We start from the raw sequence: 19,411 nt of genomic DNA, 5'->3' as shown, positions 1-19,411 counted from the left end.
TGCCAATCGGGCGATTGTAGCGGATAATCTAGACATACGAAAATCTCCTATCCTGCAACAGCAGCCGTTCACTCGCGACAATTTGTTTATGCTGCACCGCACAATATGGGGGAGTTCGGCCAGCACGCAAGGCGTGGCGCCCTGATCTTCATAATATCGAGAGCAATATATTTGTCGGCATATTCATGGAGGCGCGTCGTGCGAGCTAAGTTACGAACATGAGATAGGAGCGAGCGGTTGCCCGGCGCGGTCCGCGACTCCGCGCGCCAGGCCATGACGATACGCAATCAGTCTTGCTAGGCAGGAAGATGGCTTCGGCGCCATTCCACCCCAACGTAGGGCAACCGCCAGTCACTTGGGCGAAATGTCAGCCCTCTGTTCGGCATGGTGATAGTTACGGCTTTGTTCTGATGTCCAGTCTGCCGGTTCAACCTTTGAGCCCATCATCTCGGCTCGTGTCGGTGCGCGAAGCTGGACAAGCTTATCTCCTTGGCGCTGCACGATGCCCAGACGCTCAAACGCTTCAAGCCAGCCCTCCATCGGCCAATGCTTCCAGCGCGCATGGAAGCGCCGTGCATTTCGTACAATATCATCGAGATGCTGCAGCGGTGGATCATGACTGTCATGATATTGGTGACAGGCTATGGCCTCACCGACAAATAGCAGCTTCAGGCCAGCTGCCACTGCTCTGAACCCGAAATCCGTGTCTTCAGCGCCGTAGCCGATGAACCCTTCATCGAACCCGCCCAGCGCCTGGAACGTCGAGCGCCGCAGCGCGAAGGCAAGCGACCAGAACAGTCCGGCATTAGCCTCTTCTCTTAAGCCTTTGTCCGGAAATAAGCGCACCGGATGCGCGCGACCGCGCTTTAGCAAGTCTGTCTCGTTCCAGCAGTCGCGGGCATCATCTGGGCCAAGATAACGGATATCCGCACATAGAAGGGCATCATATTCGCTTAGGGTATCAGCCAGGATCCCAATGCACTGTCGCATGGGGATGCAATCGACATCCAGAAACACGAGCCTGTCATGACTGGCCAGCGAAGCTGCTCGATTTCGCGCCGCTGCCAGCGGGAGGCCGTTGGCCTCGAATTGATCAATATGCACGCGAAACTGAGCCGGTGGCAATGTGACCGGTTCATCGCTCATATCGACGACGATCAGTTCATTGGGTTGACGATCACTCCGCTGCAAGCCGGCTACAAGCTGCGCCAGATGCAGGCTACGGTTGCGAACGATGGTGAGGACGGAAACGCCCATTAGCAGCGTTTCCACAGGTCTAGTCGATATGTGTCGTGCCGTTCGGCCAGCTCCACTTCGAAATTCGAACCGAGTTCGGTCCAAAGAGCCTCGACCGCCTCGTCGCCACTATGAGGGTAATCAGTCTCTCCGGTATAATGGACAAGGATTATACGGCCGCCGGCAGCAACCTGATCGCGCAACCATTCACCTGCCCGATCAAGATCTACAAGGTCCCAATAATAAGCGACCTCGGACAAAATGACGAGGTCGTAGCCTTCGCCATCCGGTGTATCGTGCGGAAAGGCCATCTGCGCGAGCGTGACGCCAGGACGGTCGCCCACCCGCTCTCGCGCCTTTGTGAGCGCCTTGGTGCTGATATCGATTGCCAGCAGGCTATCGCACATTGGCGCCAAATGGCTGGTCAGAACACCATGGGCACAGCCGATCTCAAGCGCACGGGCATATCGGCGGTCCGCCAGGACATCATGGGTATGGGCGAATTTGGCGGCTTCATATTTGCTGGATGCAAGATCCCACGGATCATCATTTGAGGCGAATATGTCATCGAAATATTCCGCCTTGAGGCTGGTGACGGTCATTGTCGATCCCTTCTCAATGTCAGTATGTCCCGTGCGGGCATGCGCAGCTTCTCGCGCGGGAGCCTGAAGCCATCGCCCATCATCGGCGACATCTGGCTGCGATGCGCCAAAAGCGCCTGTCGCCTGCGTCCAACAGCCATGGAAGGCGTCGCAATCCGTCGGGCAAAGGGCGGCGGATCGCTCCACACATGATAGGCGAACAATGTGACTGGCCGCTTTGCCCGGCGCGTCGCCGCCTTCGCAAGTCGATAGGCGGCGACATGGTCGCAATGCGTTTCGCTGTAGTCGGACACTGCAATCGCATCGATCCGGCGCCAGCGGATGAACGCTGCCAGTCTATCGGCATCTCGGCTGAAAATCTGGCTATCGACAGGATGGGGTTGGGCATCGCGCCACCCCATCCAGATCGCCGGGGCGGCGGCAGCATTTAATCTCCCAATGGCGTGCCGGGCTTCCTTGCGCCGGGTGATCGCAACGCGCGGCGTACCTTCGGGGTGCGATCCCGCCCCGTCGGTCAGGTAGACGATAGCGCCTAATCGATCTCTGGCGGCGCAATGCGCTATCAGCGCGCCGGCCCCCAGCGTCTCATCGTCAGGATGGGGTGCCAATATGAGCCAGCGCGCCTGCGACCAGCGGCTGCGCGAAAGAAGCTCGGTGTTCACCACAAGCGTTCGCCCTCAACCCAGATATCGTGGTCGAGAAGTGCCTTGGCGGCCTCATCGCGGGCATGATCTGGACCTGCCTGCCGCAGATAGAGAGATAGGTCGCGGACGATCTTGTCAGCACGTTGCCCGTCTAGGGCACTTTGTGTCCCGAGGATCCGCGCGGCGGCCTCCATTACAATGAACCCGGCGTCCTCGACGACACCGCGTGTCATCCGAGCCACGGCGACGGCATCGTCATGACCAGATGCGAAACGCTGTGCAGCTTCCGCCACCCAGAAGCCAGCGGTTCGGACAGCAACGGTGGCATCGGCGAACCGCGCGCGCTGGACAGGATCCTCGCGCGCCGCGTCGCGCATGGAGCGACGAATTTCTGTGACGAGCGCTTCAATTCCACCAAGCTGCGCGGCGCAAAAGCGCCATGCCCCGGCGGTAAAACGGGGATCCTGGTCATAGTCACCTGGCTTGCCCAGCAGCATGTCAGGTTCGACCGTTACGTCGTCCAGCACATAGCGTCCGCTCACGCTCGCGCGCATGCCTCGTACACGCCATCCTGACAGGTCCGCGCGGACTTTCTCATCAGCGCGAACAATGACGAGCCGACGGTGCTCGCCTTCACTCGCGGCCGTTACAAGCGCATAATCAAGCCCCCCAGCCCCGCTGGCAAATATCTTCTCGCCAAGTAGCGAGGGAACAGTCTCTCGCGTCAATCGGACGCCGGGAGATGGCTCGGTCGCCCAAACTCCGAACCATGCTCCGCGATCGAGGGCATTTGCCAGCCAGCGGAACTGATCGGGCACCCCATACCATTCGAACAGGGACAAAGCGTTGACATGGCCTTCGTAGAGCCGAGCAATGCTGAGATCGCCGCGTCCCACTTCGCGCAAGGCCTGCGCCATCGCACGGCAGCGCGCTGCCTCGTCTTCGAAGGGAAGGCCCCCGCATATTTGGGGGGCAAACCAGCGATGGTGCCCGCTTTCGATCAGGGCCGACATGCTCTCGCAGGGGAAGTTGGGTGCCGCATCATAGCGCGCGCCCAATATTGCCAGCCGATCGACAATATCGATCGTTCCGGGGTCCTGACTTTGGATATCGGGGATCACGTAGCACGACTCCTGTCTGCCGGCGATGTGCCGGCAAGGTCATTCAACCAGCGGGCGATGGGTTCGGCTCCACCTGTGTCCATCAGGCAGTCGGGCCAACATCTGGCGCGCTCGATCGCCTGATTGATCATTCCCGGCCAGTCGCCTGCTGGCGGCCATTCAAAGCATGCGATCGCGCCACCTACAGCCGAAAGCTTTTCCGCCTTCGATACCTGTTCGTCAAAGGGACGTGGTTCGGGCACGCAGATGAAGGGACGACGCGCGCTCAATACCGCGCTGACAACGCCGTCTCCCCCACCCCCGATAACGACCGCTGAGGCTGCGATCTGTGCATCGGCATCTTCGACCCATCCCCGTAATTCCAGATTGTCCGGAAAGGATGCAGGCGCCGTGCAGGGGCCAATGATGCGAAACTTACGCTCGGGTGTCGCACGGGCAATTTCGGCCCATCTATTCCCGTCAGAAATGCCGCCCCCTCGCCCAAGGACAATCAATACGTCGCCATCACGTTCAATTGCCTCGCTGCGCGCTGATCGGACAATGCCAGGAGCGTAGATGGTCTTTTTGCGGATCCAGCCGGGGATTTCATCATCGTCCAAAGCTTCATGGAAGGGGGCAAGCAGAGCAGTTGCCCCGCGGAAGGCTTCAAGATGTGCAGCATCAAGTCTTCTGCCGTTCAAACGGACATAAACAGTGGGCACGGATGCGAGACGGGCTAGCATTGCCACCTCGGCCGATACGTCTACCACTATCAGGCGCGGCCGCGCCTGCGCGATCCAGGCTGCTATCAGTGCGGTGCGCTGCCGGATTCCCTCATGGTCCAGCGGAGCATAATGGAGCGACAAAGGCCGCTGGGAGCCGTCGATACCCCAGAACCCATCATCGAGGCGGTCATCAGGCAGTTCAAGACAGGGAAGGCCTTCAGTCCGGGCCATCAGCCCGGTCCCCAGCAGCGTGACGCTCCCCAGCGACCGACAAAGTGCGATCGCGCGTTGACGGTGACCGTCGCCATGATGATGGACGTAATAGCCGATCGGGCGGCTCATGAGATAGCGGCCGGCCTCGGAAGCGGCATGTCACAGGGCAATGCAGGCAGGGTGCGTTCCGCCTCTACAAATGCCGCTGCGCTCATTTCGCGCCTGGCCTGAAACCGCCATCGTGCGCGCGCCTCCCAATGCGATAAAGCGGGGACGAAAGGTGTGTCTCCCCTCTGTGCGCAGCCCAGCCATTGCCGCATATCAGCCGACATGCCGCCATCGGCGCGCCCCACGGTGCGGGATGATGCCCGCGTCCATACGGCATTGGGGTGAACCAGTTTGCCGCCCACTTCGATCGCTGCTTCGACCAAGGCACGGTCCTCTCCTGTGCGAAGGAGTGGCACGCGGCCTGCGCGGATGTAAAGATCTGCCGATAGCGCAAGGCTCGCGCCCGTATGATCGCCATGCCGGGGCGGCATGTCCCAATCAACCGGATCGATCGCATCCTCGATTGCGCGCACCGTCCGCCAATAGGCCTCGAAGCGACGACGCAGCGAAAATATTTCCGGTGCTTGAGCGGCCTCCAACTCATCCAGTTCGATCCGGCCGCCAATGATCCGATCCAGGGCGAAATGCGCAAGGTTGGCATCGACCCAGTCTGCCGGAGGCCGGCAGTCAGCGTCTGTAGAAATCAGCATACCACGCGGGCCCACTAATTCGGCGCCAAGATCCATCGCGGCACGGCGAGCAGACCCGGCGTGCGCAAGGACGGGGTCGAACTCTCGCTGGATCATTTTGAGCGGGAAGCGGGCGTTGAAGCGCTGCGCGGCGTCGAGTGCGACGGCGTATGTCGCATCTTTGCTGTTATTGACGCAGATTGCGACAGCGAAGGGCGCCCCTGTTCCCTGCCGGGCCAAGGCTTTGATCAGGCGGCCGATATGCTCTGCCTCGTTGCGGGCCGGTACACAGATACAGACCTGCGTCATGCGACATCCGCGACAGGTGGGAGCCCAATATCCGGCGCATTCGGGATCGCGATCGGCGCCATCGCAAGATGCCGATACAAAGCCTCATATTCGTCGACCATGCGCCGCGAGCAGCAATAATGCTCGGCATATGCCCTGCAGGCGCTGCGCTCGAGTAGCGAGGCGGCAAGTACGGCCGATGCGAGAGAGGAAATATTGTCCGGTTCAGCGAGAACGCCGCAATCGGGCGTCAGGAGCGCAGGCAAGCCGCCACGCGCGAATGCGGCGACAGGGGTACCGCAGGCAAGCGCTTCAGCCACGACCAGACCGTAAGGTTCTTCCCAGCGCGGCGTGCAAAGGGCGGCGACGGCACCGCCTACAAGCTTGGACAACGCGATGTGAGAAAGATGCCCGACATATTCGACATCCCCTCCCAATCGGGGCGCGATGAGCTTATCGAAATAGCCCTGGTTCGAGATCGGTCCCGCGATCCGCAAGGGCAACCCCGCCAGACGCGAGGCGTCGATCGCATAATCCAGTCCCTTCTCGGGAACAATCCGGCCATACCAAATGAGATAGGGCTTCTGGTTGGCAATGGGCTGGTAGGGAAAATGCCTGAGGTCGATACCATTGGGAATGACGTGGTGGGCATGCGCAACATGGCGCCACATCGCGGCCGTCGCTTCGGAGACCGCCACATAGGTCATTGGTCCGCGATTGAGCCTGATCCCGCTCTCGAGCCAGCAGAAGGGCGGCGTATGGAGGGTGGTGACGACGGGGACCGACAATGTTTCGGACATGCTGACCGGCAGATAATGCAGGGAATTGTTGTGAATGAGGTCAAATGAGCGTGACCGCAACGCAGTCATCAGGTCCAGATAAGCATGGTGTTCACGAAAGAAGGCGACATCGTTCGCCTCGTCAATACCGGTCTCGAGAAGCGACGTTTCCTCGCAGATCGCTTCTAGCCCCAGACTTGGGTCGGATCGCGTCGAAGCGAAAAGGGTGACGTCATGGCCCCGTTCCCGAAGCGACCGGGCAAGGATATGCGTGTGCATTTCCAGACCGCCAGCGAATGGCTCGCCGATAGCATATTTCAGATGGGCTATGATGGCGATACGCACTCCACGCTCTCCCAGCGACGATGCGCGAGGATTGCGATCGGCAAGCGTTCAACACAAATGCCGCGATTAATTTCCTCAGATTCCGAATCTAAATACCAGAAATCTTCATAATCCAGATCAATCTATAACCTAGGTTTATTTTCCAAGGCGAATGCAACCGCGATTTGCCGTGTCCATTTTATGCCTGCGCTGGATCAACTTTTTTAGTGAGCTGTTTTTATATCTGGTGCGTAGCGAAGCACACAGAACAAAGACTTGATATTTCTAGATATGTATCGGAGTTTGTCTTCGGTTCGGCTCAGTCGCCCAAGGCTTGGAGTTTGCATGAAACTTAGCGTCCATGTTCATCTCGATTACGAGCTGGCTGGTCCAACGGACCTGCTCTTGCAGATCGAGGCCGCTGATATTCCTGAGCAGGCGATCGAATGGAAGGACCTCATCCTTCCCCGGGCGGATCATATCGCCCATGTTCCCGCGCAGGACGGTATCGGCGAGCGGATATGGTTGCGGATGTCCGGTAAGATGGTCGTCGACTATCGAGCCAGGATAGTCGTCAACCGTAATTTGGCTGACTGCCGACAGTTGCAAAGGGTGCCGCCGCATCAATTGCCCGGTGAAACCATTCCCTATCTGCTTTCGTCTCGGTACTGCGAATCCGATCGTTTCCAAAGCTTTGTCGAAGAGGAGTTCGGGACGCTTCAGGGGGGCGAGCTTGTCATAGCCATGCGTGACTGGGTTCATCACCATGTGCGCTATGTTCCCGGCTCAAGCGACGTCATGACCACTGCGGCCGACACCTTCATCTCGCGCCGTGGGATTTGTCGCGATTATGCGCATCTTTTGATTACATTGGCCCGGTCTGCCGGTATTCCTGCCAGGATCGCGAGCGTCTATGCCGTTGGCGTTGAGCCTCCCGATTTCCATGCGGTCGCCGAGATTTTCCTTGAGGGAGAATGGCATCTTGTCGATGCTACGGGCATGGCGCGGGAAGCTGGCATGGCAAAGATCGGCGTAGGCCGCGATGCAGCCGACGTCGCGTTTCTCACGACGTTTGGCGGCGCCAGGTTGATCGATCAATATGTCGCGGTGGAGCCCTGCCTGGAGTGACGGCGTCGGGTTCGACCCGGCTGACCGGACTGCCGGCATCGCGGTCGCTAAAGCGTTTTCTAATCAGATGGAATCACCTGATGACTCGGAAAACGCGTCGAATCAGCGGTCTAGAGCAGTCGAGCTGACGAAGTTGGACCGGAATCTGCTATAGTGCATCCGAGCGGAGGTGCGGTCATTCTCCTGAAACGTGGCGAAAAACTCGTTGTTCGACCTTTCGATCGGCGCGGGTCCTTGGAAAAGCCCCCCCTCCTGCAGCACCAGAACAAAGCTTTGTCAGCCGCGCAGCAGAGCATGAAAAGCGCCCGCAGGAAAATCTGCCCAACAGGGTTTGCGCTTGCGCTCAGATCTAGGGAGCGGTTCGGTCGAGGGACATATAATAGGGTTGCTGAGCGAAGAGTTGATGCGCTGGTATTGAGGCGCCCGCTTCCAGATATGTGTTCTGCCACCATTGCGATGACGGCAGGCAACCAGACTCCGTGATAGCGGAGGTCGCGCGGATGAGGACTGCGCAGGTCAGCTGCGTTGTTTCGTTTCGCCGGGTGAAGGCAAGGATGTTTCCGGCTCTCGGCCCCCTGGCCAGTACAGGCTCGTAGCGGGAAGACGCAAAAAGCGAATAATTGTCCCGGCGCAGTGCCAGAAGCCTCTGAACAAGCTTGATCTTGGCATTTTCTGTCATTTCACCGGGGGCAAGCAAAGCCTGACGTCGCGCATAATCGACGGCGCGGCGATTATCGGGGTCAACCAGGCTCAGATCCTCCAATTCGCAGCCCTGGTAAATGTCAGGAATGCCGGGCAGGCAGAATTTCAGAACGGTCTGCACCAGGCTGTGAGCCTGGGCAGCGGGCCCGATACGTCCGATCAGGCGCTCCATATCGTCTCTGAAGTCGGAGGCTCCAACAAGATCACGTACAAGATGGGCAGCCTTTTCTTCATAGTCGATGCATGGTTCCTCCCAGCTGGAGCGAAGCCGGGCCTCCCGGAGCGCCTTTTGTTGCCAGGCAAGGATGCGATCCATATAGGCAAGAGTATCGCTTGAGCCGTCCCAAGTGCCAAACAAGGTCTGGAAAAGCTGATAGCAATCGGCAGGATGAATGTCGCCATGATGCGTCCTGGCGCGTTTAATCCATCCTTGGACATGATGCTCCCAGAGATCTGGCACGCCGCTGAGTACCGCAATGCGGGCGCGGCTATCCTCACCGCGCTTATGATCATGGGTCGCGGTCGCGAGCATGGCCGCCGGGAACTCGCTGGCCCGCTGAAGGACCCGGCGATGAAATTCCGCCGGCGAAATGGAAAATTCCGCCGGCGCCGATCCAACCTCATTGGCTGACAATAGTGGTGCCCGGCGATAAAAGGCGGTGTCTTCCACCCCCTTGGCGGCTATCGGCGCCGAAAGCTGCTGAAATCGGCGTACAGCCTCGGCCGCAAGCTCGGACTGGCCAGGGCCATCACCGGCAAGCCATGCCAGAATCTGCTGTCCTACCGGTCTCTCGCCGGGGGGCAGAGAGGGCTTTGCCGCTTCCCACGCCTCGAGCCTCACTTCCTCGTCGCTTGCAGGAGCCGATTGTCCGTCGCCATAAGTGCGATAGACAGGAAAGGCCTGCAGTAGGCAGCTGATCGATCGGCGCAACATCGGCTCCGTCCACGCCATGATCGCGGCTTGTCCGCTGCTTTGGGCGACGGCGCTGAAAGCGTGAACGCAGGCAGCCAGCTGCGCCTCGAACTGCCATTCGAGCATGTCGCGTTTCGCGCGCCGGACGACATCTTGCGGGTCGGACTGATCAGGATCGAGGGCCTCCCACAGGCTTGCGAGAGGTGTTTCGCCAATGGGGTCGTGCAGCAGGGCCGTGACATCGCGCATGAAATCATAACCGCTGGTCCCCTCGACGCCCCAGTCGGGAGGAAGCATTTCCCCGGGCCCAACTATCTTTTCAACGAGGATGATGGCGCCGGGACGGATCTGGTCCATTCGCGATCGCAGACGGCGGCAATAACGCGCAGGGTCCGACAGGCCATCGACATGGTCGATGCGCAGCCCGTCAATCAATCCCTCCTGATAGAGGTGGAAATAGAGGCCATGCGTCGCCTCGAAGACGGCCGGGTCTTCAACCCTCACGCCAGCCAGATCGTTGATTGAGAAAAATCGGCGCCAGTTCAGCTGATCGCCAGCAGTACGCCAATGAATGAGGGCATAATGCTGTGCTTCCGCGATAGTCGCGATATCGCCCTGCTGGGGTCCGTCTGGACGCAGGGGAAGCTTCTGCTCACCATAGAGCAGTAGATGGGGTGCTCCCGCTGATCCAACGACGAGATCGCCCTGCGCGATGACGGCAGCCAGTGGCCCGCCCAATATGGGAAGCTTCAGGGGACCGTTCCAGTCTATATCGAAATAGCAGGCGAACGGACTGGTCGGGCCCAATCGCAATACATCGTTCCACCAGGGATTTTCGCCGCCAGCTACCCCCATATGATTAGGGACGATGTCGATGATGATGCCCATGCCATGGGCTCGCAGGGCTGCAACCAGTTGGCGGAACCCGTCCTCGCCGCCAAGCTCGGGATTGATCCGGGTTGGGTCGATGACATCATAGCCATGGGTTGAGCCCTGGCGCGCCGTGGTGATGGGAGAAGCATAAAGATGGCTCACGCCCAGATCCGCGAGATAGGGTATGACTGCCCGGGCAGCTGCAAAAGGGAACTGCTTCGTCAGCTGGACCCTGTAGGTCGCGCGCGGTGTCATGGCTGAACCCTTTTTTGCAAAGCGGTCTTCGGACGGATCGTGGAGAGGCAGGCGATACGTTGCTGGACATCGGGGTCGGAAAGCAGCCTTTCGATCGGCGCGGGAAGGCGGCGGCGCCAATTGGGATGTTCGTTCGTGGTGCCCGGGAGGTTGGGCTGCTCGGCAAGGCCAAGGAGATCTTCCATCGGCACCAGCAACAGAGGAGCAGTTGATCCCGCCAGAAAGGCAAGCGCGCGCTCAATGACAGGCGCCGCGTCATCATCAGCGGGCTGCGGCGCGCCCCCACCGATAGCGGTCCATAGCGCTGATCGGGCCTCGGCCCGTTCGGCAGGCGTCTCCCCTCCGCGATCAAGCCTGCGGTTCCAGTCCAGATCGCGACCAGTCCACCAGCCCGTGATTGTAGCGATGTCGTGTGTTCCGCTCATGGCCACGGAACGTTCGGGATAGGCTGATGCTGGCCGAAATCCTTCTTCGCCACGGGTGAAAGGCAGAACGGTCATGCCATAGATATTTGCCTTTTCCAGCGCCTCGCCAAATCCAGGAGGTCGGGTTCCAAGATCCTCGGCAATGACGACGGAGGCTGCGCGCCAGGCCTCAAGCCTGACAAGGCGCAGCATGTCGTTAAAGGGATAGGAGAGATAGGCGCCCTCGGTTGCCGGACGACCTTGGGGAATGATCCAAAGACGCTGCAGTCCAAAGCCATGGTCGATCCGGATGCCTCCGCCGCGGGGCATATTGGTCCGCAGCAAAGCGATGAAGGGGGCAAATCCGCGATCTGCCAGGCCCTGAGGGCTGTAGCTTGTAAGGCCCCAGTCCTGACCCTGAGGTCCCAGCGGGTCGGGCGGCGCGCCTATGTGCAGGCCTTGGAGAAAGGCACCCGGATCTTTGCGTGCTTCCTCTCCCTGCGGATCGACGCCGACAGCAAGGTCTGTGATGACGCCGATCGCCATGCCCGCATTCTTTGCCTCACGCTGGACATCATCAAGCTTGGCACGGGCCTGCGCCTGTGTGAAAGCCTCGAAACTGTCGACTTGAGCGTCAGCGTTGCCCTTTGCCGCAGAACGCCTGAACGCTTCTTCAAGCGCCTTGAGCTTGGCCGGACCAGCGACGTCCCATTCAATCAGCGTGGCTGACGGCGCCACGCCCCGCCTGTGCACTGGTAGCAGCAGCGCGTTGAGTTCAACGCGGCTCGAGGGTGAGTAAGGCGCGAAGCGGCCGGGTGCGAGAAGCGATTGGGCATGGACCGGGCTGAGGGCTACTGCATCCGCGCCGCAGGCGCCCAGCCGTGTGACGGCCTCGATAAGAGTGTCAAAATCACCAAAATCCTTCTCTTCTTCGCGAAGCGAGGGAATCTGAACAGTGACGCCCCACCCTCGAGTCCTGATAGCAGGACAGGTGAGAGGCGCGACCGCCAGCATGACGCTGCCGTCATCCAGATCAGCGCGATAATAGCCAGGAACGGACAAGCCGCATTCGGAATCGATTTTCAGGACGGCATCCGTCTCGTCCCGGAGGGTGAATTTTCCGCCAGGCAGCGGGAGAGGCTCGCCGCAATCAACGGTCACCAATCCGGGGCGGGCAGAGCGTCGCTGGTGGAGCGCGGCGCGTGACACTGTAACAGCAGCGTCATTGTCGGCCGGAAGGCCGAGCGAGGCCAGGATCGCGCGCAGGCTATCATCGCTTACAACCTGCTCCATACCGTCCGCATCGGTCCACAGGCGCGCGATGCCGGCCTCCTGCGCGAGCTGGTGAAGCAGTATCATTGCGGTTGCCCGATCCAGATGGTGCAACTGGCCGGCGCGCCCGGATCCCCTGTCGAGAAGCAGGGCTGCGTGCTTTCAGAAAGGTCGACCGCCACGCCGCCAAGGTTGATGAGGATGGTAAGCAGGCGACCATTGCCAAGCATCCATCTCGCCTTGACAGCGCCGCTGGAGAGCGCAGTTGCGCCAAGCGCCCGTGCGCCAGCAATCCCCGGCATGACCGCCTGGCGGCGGAGGGTTAAAAGCGTGGCATAGAAGGATCGCCAGTCCGCGGCGTCCTGGCCTTGCATAACCCTTGCCATGTTGAAGGTTTCGAGCGCGTTGGGATCGGGAATGCGTTCCCTGGCATCGCTGCTCGAGAAGCTGGCAAAGCCCTTGAACTCAAGACGCCGGCCCTCACGGACGGCATCGGCAAGATCATCGCGAAAATCCGTAAAAAACAGGAAGGGACTTTTGGCGCCCACCTCCTCGCCCATGAACAGCAGGGGGATGTGCGGCATGAGGAGCAGCAGGCTCGTCGCGGCCCTGAGCCGTTCTACAGATACAAGATGGATCAGCCGCTCGCCCAGCGCGCGGTTGCCGGTCTGGTCGTGGTTCTGCAGAAATGCGATGAAGGCGTGAGGGGGCAGGTGCGTACTGGGGCTCCCACGCGGCGCACCTTTGTGATGCAGTGAGGGATCCCCCTGGTAGATGAACCCTTCGCTGAGGCAGCGTGCCAACTTCTGTGCGGGTTGGTCGGCAAAATCCTCGTAATAGGCATCATGTTCCCCCGTCAGAAGAACATGCATGACATTGTGGAAATCGTCATTCCACTGCGCATCATAGGTGTGGGGGGTTAGTCTGGCAGCATCGTTTCGCTCATTTTCGAGCATCAGATATATGCGGCGGCCCGGCGTGGCTGCGCGGATATCGCGCGCCAGACCGTCAAGAAAATCATCGTTGCCGATCGCATGGACCGCGTCGAAGCGAAGTCCGTCAAAGCCATAATCGTTCAACCACATCAACGCATTTTCGCGAAAATAGGCCGCGACCTGCGGTCGGTCGACCGCCACCGCTCCGCCCCATGGTGTATGGCGCTGGGCGTGAAAAAAGGGCGTGGCATAGTTGCCGAGATAGTTTCCATCGGGCCCGAAATGATTGTAGACGACGTCAAGGAAGATCATCATCTCCAGGCGATGAGCAGCGTCGATCAGCGCGCGCAGGTCCGCCGGGCCACCATAGGCTTCGGCCGGCGCGAAGGGGAGCACGCCATCATAGCCCCAGTTGCGAGAGCCGCTGAAAGCATTGATCGGCATGAGCTCGATCGCTGTCACGCCAATTTCTGACAGAGCAGGCAGTCTTGCCGCTACGCCTGCAAATCCTCCACACAGTCCGACATGCAGCTCATAGATGACAGCCTCCTCCCAGGGGCGCCCCTGCCAGCCGCTAGCGGGCGCGGCGATCGGAGTGACGACGCTCCAGCCATGAACGCCGCCACATTGTCGGCGCGATGCAGGGTCCGGGACGGCGAGGTCGGCGGTAAGGCGAAAACGATAGCGGTCTCCCGCTGTCGCTTCAGTCTCGAGATAGAACCAGCCTCCATCAGACGGTGCCATCGGCAGCGCCTGGGCTCCATCAATTTCCAGAGTGACATTGTCCCGGTTCGGCGCCCAAAGCGCAAAGCGCCATCGCCCCTCGCCAAGATCGCTCGGGCCCCATTGCGTCATATGGCTGGCCTTTCGCCAAGCCAGCATATCAACACTGCCGCATGTGCCTCCACCTTGTAGACGTCGCCGATAGCAAAGGGCGCTCGCTCGGGCTGCGCACTGTCGATGAGCACCTGTCGCGGAGCGGAGGGTGAAGGAAGCGTGAAGTCGATTGCATCCTCGCTTGCGTTGAGCAGCAGCGTCAGAGCCTCGACGCGCCCATCCTCCAGCAGGCTTGCCCGTCGCATGACAAGGGCGCGCCCTTCGGGATTGTGCCAGTCGTCGTGCGTCAACTTTTCTCCGCGCTCATCCCACCATTCGATGTCGTTGATGCCGAAGCCTGGCGAGTCCTGACCATAGAGGAAGGTTGGGGCACGCAGCACCGGATGGGCCTTGCGCAACGCGATCAATCTGGCGGTGAAATCGAAAAGCGCCTTCCCTTCCTCGCTTTCCATCATCGACCAGTCGAGCCAGCTGATTGCATTATCCTGGCAATAGGCGTTGTTATTACCGCCCTGCGTACGACCAAATTCATCGCCTGCTACCAGCATCGGAGTGCCAAGAGACGCAAGAAGGGTCGTGAGCATGGCGCGACGAACATTGTGTCGTCGGGCAATGATCCTCGGGTCATCCGTCGATCCCTCCGCGCCCCAGTTGCGCGAGAGATTATTATCGTGGCCGTCGCGATTATCCTCGCCATTGACCTCATTATGTCGCTCCTCATAGGAAACGACGTCGGCAAGCGTGTAGCCGTCATGGCTGGCCAGAAAATTCACGCTGGCCCAGGGGCGCCGCGCGCGGCGATCGAAAATGTCGCCAGAGCCTGACAGCCGCGCCGCCAGATCGGCTCTCTGCAGAGGATCCCCTCGCCAGAACCGACGCGCGGTATCACGATATTTGTCGTTCCATTCGGCAAAGCCGGGCGGAAAATTACCGAGCTGATAGCCGCCCATGCCCACGTCCCATGGTTCGGTGATGAGCTTGAGCCTTCCAAGTACCGGATCCTGTCGCGGGACGTCAAAAAGGCCTGCATTGGGATCGAACCCATATTCTGTACGCCCAAGCGTCAAACCGAGGTCGAACCGAAAGCCATCCACACCAAAACTGTTCGCCCAATAGCGCAGCGAGTCAGCTACCATCTGTATCACCCTGGCATGGGTCAGGTTGAAACTGTTGCCTGTGCCGGTATCGTTGAGACAATAACGCCGATCTTCGGGCAGGAGCCTGTAATAGGTTGCATTGTCGATACCGCGCCAGGAGAGGGTTGGCCCCAGCTCGCTTCCCTCGCAACTATGATTGTAGACGACATCCAGGATGACCTCGATACCGGCCGCGTGAAGCCGCCGCACGGCCACGCGCAACTCGTCATGCGTATCGCTCGCAAAATAGCTTGGCTCGGGCGCGAAGAAGCTCAGGCTGTTATAGCCCCAATAGTTACGCAGGCCCTTTTCCAACAGAAAGCGATCTTGGGTGAAAGCGTGGATGGGCATCAGTTCGAGCGCGGTGACGCCGAGGCGCTTCATATGGTCGATCACTTTGGGATGCGCGAGCGCGGCGAATGTACCACGTTCCTGTGCTGGCGCAGCCTCCAGGAGCTTGGTCAGGCCCTTGCTATGGGCCTCGTAGATGATGGTCTGCGACCAGGGAATATTGGGGCGTATATCGCGGGACCAGTCAAAGCTGTCATGTGTCACTACGGCCTTGGGCATGGCGCGTGCGCTGTCCCGGCGATCAAAACCCAGATCCTCTTGCCTGCCGCGGACCCGATAACCATGCAGCACGTCATTCCATCGAATATTGCCCGACAGGCGGCGGGCATAGGGATCGAGCAGCAACTTGTTGGGATTGAAACGATGGCCCTCCTTTGGCGCGTAGCGACCGTGCACACGATAGCCGTAAAGCAGACCCGGGCGCGCATCTGGCAGGTAGCCATGCCATACTTCATCCGTGCATTCAGGAAGGGTAAGGCGCGCCATTTCCTTTCGCCCGCCAGGATCAAACAGGCATAATTCTATCCGGTCGGCATTGGCGGAGAAAATGGCGAAATTGACGCCAAGGCCATCGAAGCTGGCGCCGAGGGGATAGGGCGACCCGCCCTCGAGACGATCAGCATAAAGGCTCAAGGGCGGTGTTGTCCTGTAGCTAAGTCAGGCAAAGGGTTTCAGCCCGGGGCTTTGGTTGATCTCTTTCCGGTAAGCGCTTGGGCTGCAGCGCCGCTTGCCAGGGGGTTTGGCAGTTGAACTGCCGCTTGTGCCTGGGCAATTTCGGCTTCCGCCTGGCGCCAATGTTCGGTTGCCAGGCCTTCAGGGTGACCCTGCGCTTCCCAGATGGCATGCGCGCGCTGGCGAACTCTCGCTTCATTTTCCTCTGTCATGATGGCTTCCTGGTTCGGGATCTGGAACAAAACCCAAATGCATCAGAGGAAGTTTGGATGCGCCTACTGATGTAGATCAGGCAGTTTGCGAGGCTGTACCGAAATAGGCTCAAGCGGTGGGGAACGCTGGAGCCATGGGGATGCTGGCATGTCGATGAGGTGGGGAGGCGATGACAGGTCAGTGCGGCGGACATGGTCGTGTCGAACAAGGCTCTCGGTTCATGCGGACGATAGGCTTCGCGCGGGCGGCCCGCCCATACGGCCCGGCCGCATCTTCCTCTTGTTTTTCTCACTGCATTTTGCCGCGCTGCCTATTGATTAAGGTAGGCCGCGACAGCCGCGACATCATCGCCTACTGCATCGACAGCCTCTTCCAACTGCACTTGATCAACGCCGAAATGGCTGGTCCAATATTGGATCTGGTCTTCGTTGCCCAAAGCAACATGATCTCGATCCACTGGATAAGCACGGTTGTCGTTCTCAGGCATGCATGACCCTCCATGGAGATGAAGGTCAACGCTGGTCCATGAACAATGTTGCGAGATCAGGGAAGGCTACCGATTTTGGATACAGCATCCAGGAGGGAAGCTTTGGCCTTAGCCCGGATGAAATTCCAAAAGCCGCGTTATCATCCAGGTGAAAAGGTGATGCGTGCATCGCAGTGCCACGAGAAGGTGATTTAATGCGACGCAGAGGCGCATGGTTGCCGCTGCGCGCAAAAAATTAGCCGGACTGGGCAGCCCGCTACATTCAGGCTGCGACTGCACCCGGAAAGGTTTGGAGAAGCATTTCGCGCGCCGCCTTGAGGCAAAGTTCGAATGTGGGGGCACCAATATGTGTTTGCGAGCCATCGAGATGTCGGACGCTTAGTTCCCACAAGCTGTTCGACCGTACCGCGCATCGGCGCATGTCGGCATCAACAAATGAAATCGGTTCCTGGATATGTTCGCGATGCAGCAGGTATCGCTCCACGCTTATGGCGCTTTCCCGGTGCGCATTATGCCAGAGCCGGAAATTTTCGGTGTTCGACGACAGCCATTCCAGTATCCGGCAATCTGACATCCCAGTCTCCACGAAATGCAACTTTTTTACGCCAGTTGCTGCTGGGAGACGCGCTGAAGTCATCAATGTTCCGGAAAAAATCCATAGATTAACCTGGCTCAATAAGAAAGCTCCGGACTTCGTCCGGAATGTGACGGCGGAGGAAAATCGCGGCGAGGTGCTCGACTTTGGACCTGGCTCGATCGAGCCGCAATTGTCAGCCTGAACCAACCATCACGTCTTGAATGTGGGATCGATGCGGTGAAGCCCCGGCCGTCAGGCGCGTGTTGGCGACGGCAACGCGAAAAGCTGGTGCTGTTCGGGCAACCGCGGCCCGTGCTGACCGTTTAGCGGCTGCTTCAATCTCTTGAGGAACCGCCATGTCGCAACGCACCCTGCTTCAATTCTTCCACTGGTATTATCCGGCAGGGGGCGGATTATGGAATGATGTGGCCGAGCAGGCTCGGCATCTTGCCGAGCTCGGCATTACCGATGTCTGGTTGCCTCCTGCATATAAAGGGGCGTCGGGAGGATTGTCTGTAGGCTATGACAGCTATGATCTTTTTGATCTGGGCGAGTTCGATCAAAAAGGAGGCGTCGCGACCAAATATGGAGATCGGGCTGCGCTCGAACGCGCCACCACCATGTTACGAAATGAGGGGCTGCGAATAATCCATGATGTCGTCTTCAATCACAAGATTGGAGCTGACGAGACAGAGTCGGTATCCGTGCGCCGGGCAAATCCAGACGATCGCACCCAATTGGATGACCAGATCATCAAGGCCAGGGCCTGGACGAAATTCACATTCCCCGGACGACGGGGGAAACATTCCCGTTTCATCTGGGATGCCCGCTGCTTCACCGGCATCGACCATATTGAGGATCCAGTGGAAGATGGCGTGTTTCGCATCGCAAATGAATATGGCGAAGGCGAATGGCACGATGAGGTCGATGATGAACTTGGTAACTACGACTATCTCATGGGTGCCGATGTCGAGTTTCGAAATCATGCAGTGTATGAGGAACTGAAATATTGGGGAAGATGGCTGGCAGATCAGGTCGCCTGCGATGGATTCCGCCTCGACGCTGCCAAACATATACCCGCCTGGTTCTTCCGAGACTGGGTTGGTCATATGCGCGATACGGTCAGGCAGGATCTGTTCGTAGTCGCTGAATATTGGCACCCCGATATGGATAACCTGCATCGCTATCTCGACCAGGTCGACAAGCAGCTGATGCTCTTTGATGTTGCACTGTGCCACCGCTTCCATGAGGCTTCCCTAGCCGGTGAGAGTTTCGACTTGCGCACGCTGTTCGACGAGACGCTGGTCGCGCATTCCCCCGATCATGCCGTGACCCTTGTCGGCAACCATGACACTCAGCCTCTACAGGCGCTGGAAGCTCCTGTAGAAGACTGGTTCAAACCGCTGGCCTACGCGCTGATCCTCATCCGCGAGCAGGGCGTTCCATGCATATTCCATCCGGACCTTTACGGGGCTTCATACACCGACACTGGTGGTGATGGTGACGAACATCAGATCGACATTTCCCCGGTAAAATGCCTGCCTCGATTGATCGAAGCGCGTCAGCGCTTTGCTCACGGCGCCCAATCAGATCTGTTTGACGATCCTCATTGCATTGCAGTGGTGCGTCACGGAACGGAAGATCATCCCGGCGCAATCCTTGTGCTTTCAAACGCAACAGCCACAGAAAAGAAGGTGGCTCTGGGAAAGGAACATTCAGGCGCATGTTTTCGCGACTTCCTGGGACATGTCGAAGGTGAAATCTTTGCTGACGAAGAGGGTAATGTTGAGGTTGCTTCACCCGCCGGATCCCTTAGCCTCTGGGTAAGGTCAGACAGTTTGTGAGCCCTGGATCTCGCTGCCGAGAGAGGGCGCAACACGCCGGGCGCGGACATTTGACAAGCGCTTTCCCAGCCAGGACGGGAGATGTTCGAGCATGGTCGTTTTCCCGGTTCCCCCGGCAGAAGCGCTGCATTGCATGAAGCCGTTCGCTCACGGAGAGGGACGTG

General features: G+C 59.2%; 16 protein-coding genes. 3 read left to right on the top strand and 13 right to left on the bottom strand.

The window, feature by feature from the left end:
* Positions 1-351: 351 nt before the first annotated feature.
* The 7 genes from ACI6S0_RS06480 to ACI6S0_RS06450 are packed head-to-tail and all read right to left on the bottom strand — an operon-like array spanning position 352 to position 6,669.
* A complete protein-coding gene (locus ACI6S0_RS06480; protein ID WP_293919451.1) occupies positions 352-1,257 on the bottom strand; it encodes a glycosyltransferase family 2 protein in 906 nt (301 codons plus the stop codon).
* Positions 1,257-1,838, bottom strand: a complete 582-nt coding sequence (locus tag ACI6S0_RS06475) for an SAM-dependent methyltransferase (protein ID WP_017503135.1) — start codon at positions 1,836-1,838, stop codon at positions 1,257-1,259. Before ACI6S0_RS06475 ends, ACI6S0_RS06480 begins: the two co-directional genes overlap by 1 nt.
* Positions 1,835-2,500, bottom strand: a complete 666-nt coding sequence (locus ACI6S0_RS06470) for a PIG-L deacetylase family protein (protein ID WP_051035824.1) — start codon at positions 2,498-2,500, stop codon at positions 1,835-1,837. The genes ACI6S0_RS06475 and ACI6S0_RS06470 overlap by 4 nt, the downstream gene beginning before the upstream one ends.
* On the bottom strand, positions 2,497-3,603 hold the full coding sequence (locus ACI6S0_RS06465; RefSeq protein ID WP_017503133.1) for an acyl-CoA dehydrogenase family protein: 1,107 nt from the start codon (positions 3,601-3,603) through the stop codon (positions 2,497-2,499). The genes ACI6S0_RS06470 and ACI6S0_RS06465 overlap by 4 nt, the downstream gene beginning before the upstream one ends.
* On the bottom strand, positions 3,600-4,649 hold the full coding sequence (locus tag ACI6S0_RS06460) for a hypothetical protein (RefSeq protein WP_017503132.1): 1,050 nt from the start codon (positions 4,647-4,649) through the stop codon (positions 3,600-3,602). The genes ACI6S0_RS06465 and ACI6S0_RS06460 overlap by 4 nt, the downstream gene beginning before the upstream one ends.
* On the bottom strand, positions 4,646-5,566 hold the full coding sequence (locus tag ACI6S0_RS06455; protein WP_017503131.1) for a glycosyltransferase: 921 nt from the start codon (positions 5,564-5,566) through the stop codon (positions 4,646-4,648). Before ACI6S0_RS06455 ends, ACI6S0_RS06460 begins: the two co-directional genes overlap by 4 nt.
* Positions 5,563-6,669, bottom strand: coding sequence for a glycosyltransferase family 4 protein (locus ACI6S0_RS06450; RefSeq protein WP_017503130.1), 1,107 nt, complete (start codon positions 6,667-6,669; stop codon positions 5,563-5,565). Before ACI6S0_RS06450 ends, ACI6S0_RS06455 begins: the two co-directional genes overlap by 4 nt.
* Before the next feature lie 324 nt (positions 6,670-6,993).
* Between ACI6S0_RS06450 and ACI6S0_RS06445 the strand changes: the two genes are divergently transcribed.
* On the top strand, positions 6,994-7,776 hold the full coding sequence (locus ACI6S0_RS06445; protein WP_017503129.1) for a transglutaminase-like domain-containing protein: 783 nt from the start codon (positions 6,994-6,996) through the stop codon (positions 7,774-7,776).
* A 349-nt stretch (positions 7,777-8,125) separates the two neighbouring features.
* Here the strand turns inward: ACI6S0_RS06445 and treY are convergent, their stop codons facing one another.
* From treY to ACI6S0_RS06415, 6 genes are all read right to left on the bottom strand, one after another.
* Positions 8,126-10,519: a malto-oligosyltrehalose synthase gene (treY, locus tag ACI6S0_RS06440; protein ID WP_293919452.1), complete on the bottom strand. Its 2,394-nt coding sequence runs from the start codon at positions 10,517-10,519 to the stop codon at positions 8,126-8,128.
* Positions 10,516-12,309, bottom strand: a complete 1,794-nt coding sequence (locus tag ACI6S0_RS06435; protein ID WP_157228591.1) for a 4-alpha-glucanotransferase — start codon at positions 12,307-12,309, stop codon at positions 10,516-10,518. The genes treY and ACI6S0_RS06435 overlap by 4 nt, the downstream gene beginning before the upstream one ends.
* Positions 12,279-13,985, bottom strand: a complete 1,707-nt coding sequence (treZ, locus tag ACI6S0_RS06430; RefSeq protein ID WP_081600988.1) for a malto-oligosyltrehalose trehalohydrolase — start codon at positions 13,983-13,985, stop codon at positions 12,279-12,281. Before treZ ends, ACI6S0_RS06435 begins: the two co-directional genes overlap by 31 nt.
* Complete coding sequence (glgX, locus tag ACI6S0_RS06425) at positions 13,982-16,087, bottom strand: glycogen debranching protein GlgX (RefSeq protein WP_313737343.1); 2,106 nt, start codon at positions 16,085-16,087, stop codon at positions 13,982-13,984. The genes treZ and glgX overlap by 4 nt, the downstream gene beginning before the upstream one ends.
* Positions 16,088-16,125: 38 nt before the next feature.
* On the bottom strand, positions 16,126-16,368 hold the full coding sequence (locus ACI6S0_RS06420) for a DUF2934 domain-containing protein (RefSeq protein WP_434405289.1): 243 nt from the start codon (positions 16,366-16,368) through the stop codon (positions 16,126-16,128).
* 281 nt (positions 16,369-16,649) lie between these two features.
* Positions 16,650-16,826 carry a DUF3606 domain-containing protein gene (locus ACI6S0_RS06415; protein WP_081600986.1) on the bottom strand — a complete coding sequence of 59 codons (177 nt, stop codon included), beginning with the start codon at positions 16,824-16,826 and terminating at the stop codon, positions 16,650-16,652.
* A 533-nt stretch (positions 16,827-17,359) separates the two neighbouring features.
* Between ACI6S0_RS06415 and ACI6S0_RS06410 the strand changes: the two genes are divergently transcribed.
* Both ACI6S0_RS06410 and amyA read left to right on the top strand, forming a co-directional pair.
* Complete coding sequence (locus ACI6S0_RS06410; protein WP_313326182.1) at positions 17,360-17,605, top strand: hypothetical protein; 246 nt, start codon at positions 17,360-17,362, stop codon at positions 17,603-17,605.
* 154 nt (positions 17,606-17,759) lie between these two features.
* The gene (gene amyA / locus ACI6S0_RS06405) at positions 17,760-19,247 is read left to right on the top strand and encodes an alpha-amylase (RefSeq protein ID WP_038292947.1); all 1,488 of its coding nucleotides are present in this window, start codon (positions 17,760-17,762) and stop codon (positions 19,245-19,247) included.
* The last annotated feature ends 164 nt before the right edge of the window (positions 19,248-19,411 follow it).

Source organism: Sphingobium sp. DN12, from assembly GCF_051058005.1.
Lineage (GTDB): Bacteria > Pseudomonadota > Alphaproteobacteria > Sphingomonadales > Sphingomonadaceae > Sphingobium > Sphingobium yanoikuyae.
The sequence above is the reverse complement of the archived record's forward strand: the minus strand, read 5'-3'. Positions and strand labels throughout refer to the sequence as shown.

Coding starts and splice junctions, on each gene's coding strand:
- ACI6S0_RS06480 (WP_293919451.1), bottom strand. CDS start 1,257: ATGGGCGTTTCCGTCCTCACCATCGTTCGCAACCGTAGCCTGCATCTG.
- ACI6S0_RS06475 (WP_017503135.1), bottom strand. CDS start 1,838: ATGACCGTCACCAGCCTCAAGGCGGAATATTTCGATGACATATTCGCC.
- ACI6S0_RS06460 (WP_017503132.1), bottom strand. CDS start 4,649: ATGAGCCGCCCGATCGGCTATTACGTCCATCATCATGGCGACGGTCAC.
- ACI6S0_RS06455 (WP_017503131.1), bottom strand. CDS start 5,566: ATGACGCAGGTCTGTATCTGTGTACCGGCCCGCAACGAGGCAGAGCAT.
- ACI6S0_RS06445 (WP_017503129.1), top strand. CDS start 6,994: ATGAAACTTAGCGTCCATGTTCATCTCGATTACGAGCTGGCTGGTCCA.
- treY (WP_293919452.1), bottom strand. CDS start 10,519: ATGACACCGCGCGCGACCTACAGGGTCCAGCTGACGAAGCAGTTCCCT.
- treZ (WP_081600988.1), bottom strand. CDS start 13,985: ATGACGCAATGGGGCCCGAGCGATCTTGGCGAGGGGCGATGGCGCTTT.
- ACI6S0_RS06415 (WP_081600986.1), bottom strand. CDS start 16,826: ATGCCTGAGAACGACAACCGTGCTTATCCAGTGGATCGAGATCATGTT.
- amyA (WP_038292947.1), top strand. CDS start 17,760: ATGTCGCAACGCACCCTGCTTCAATTCTTCCACTGGTATTATCCGGCA.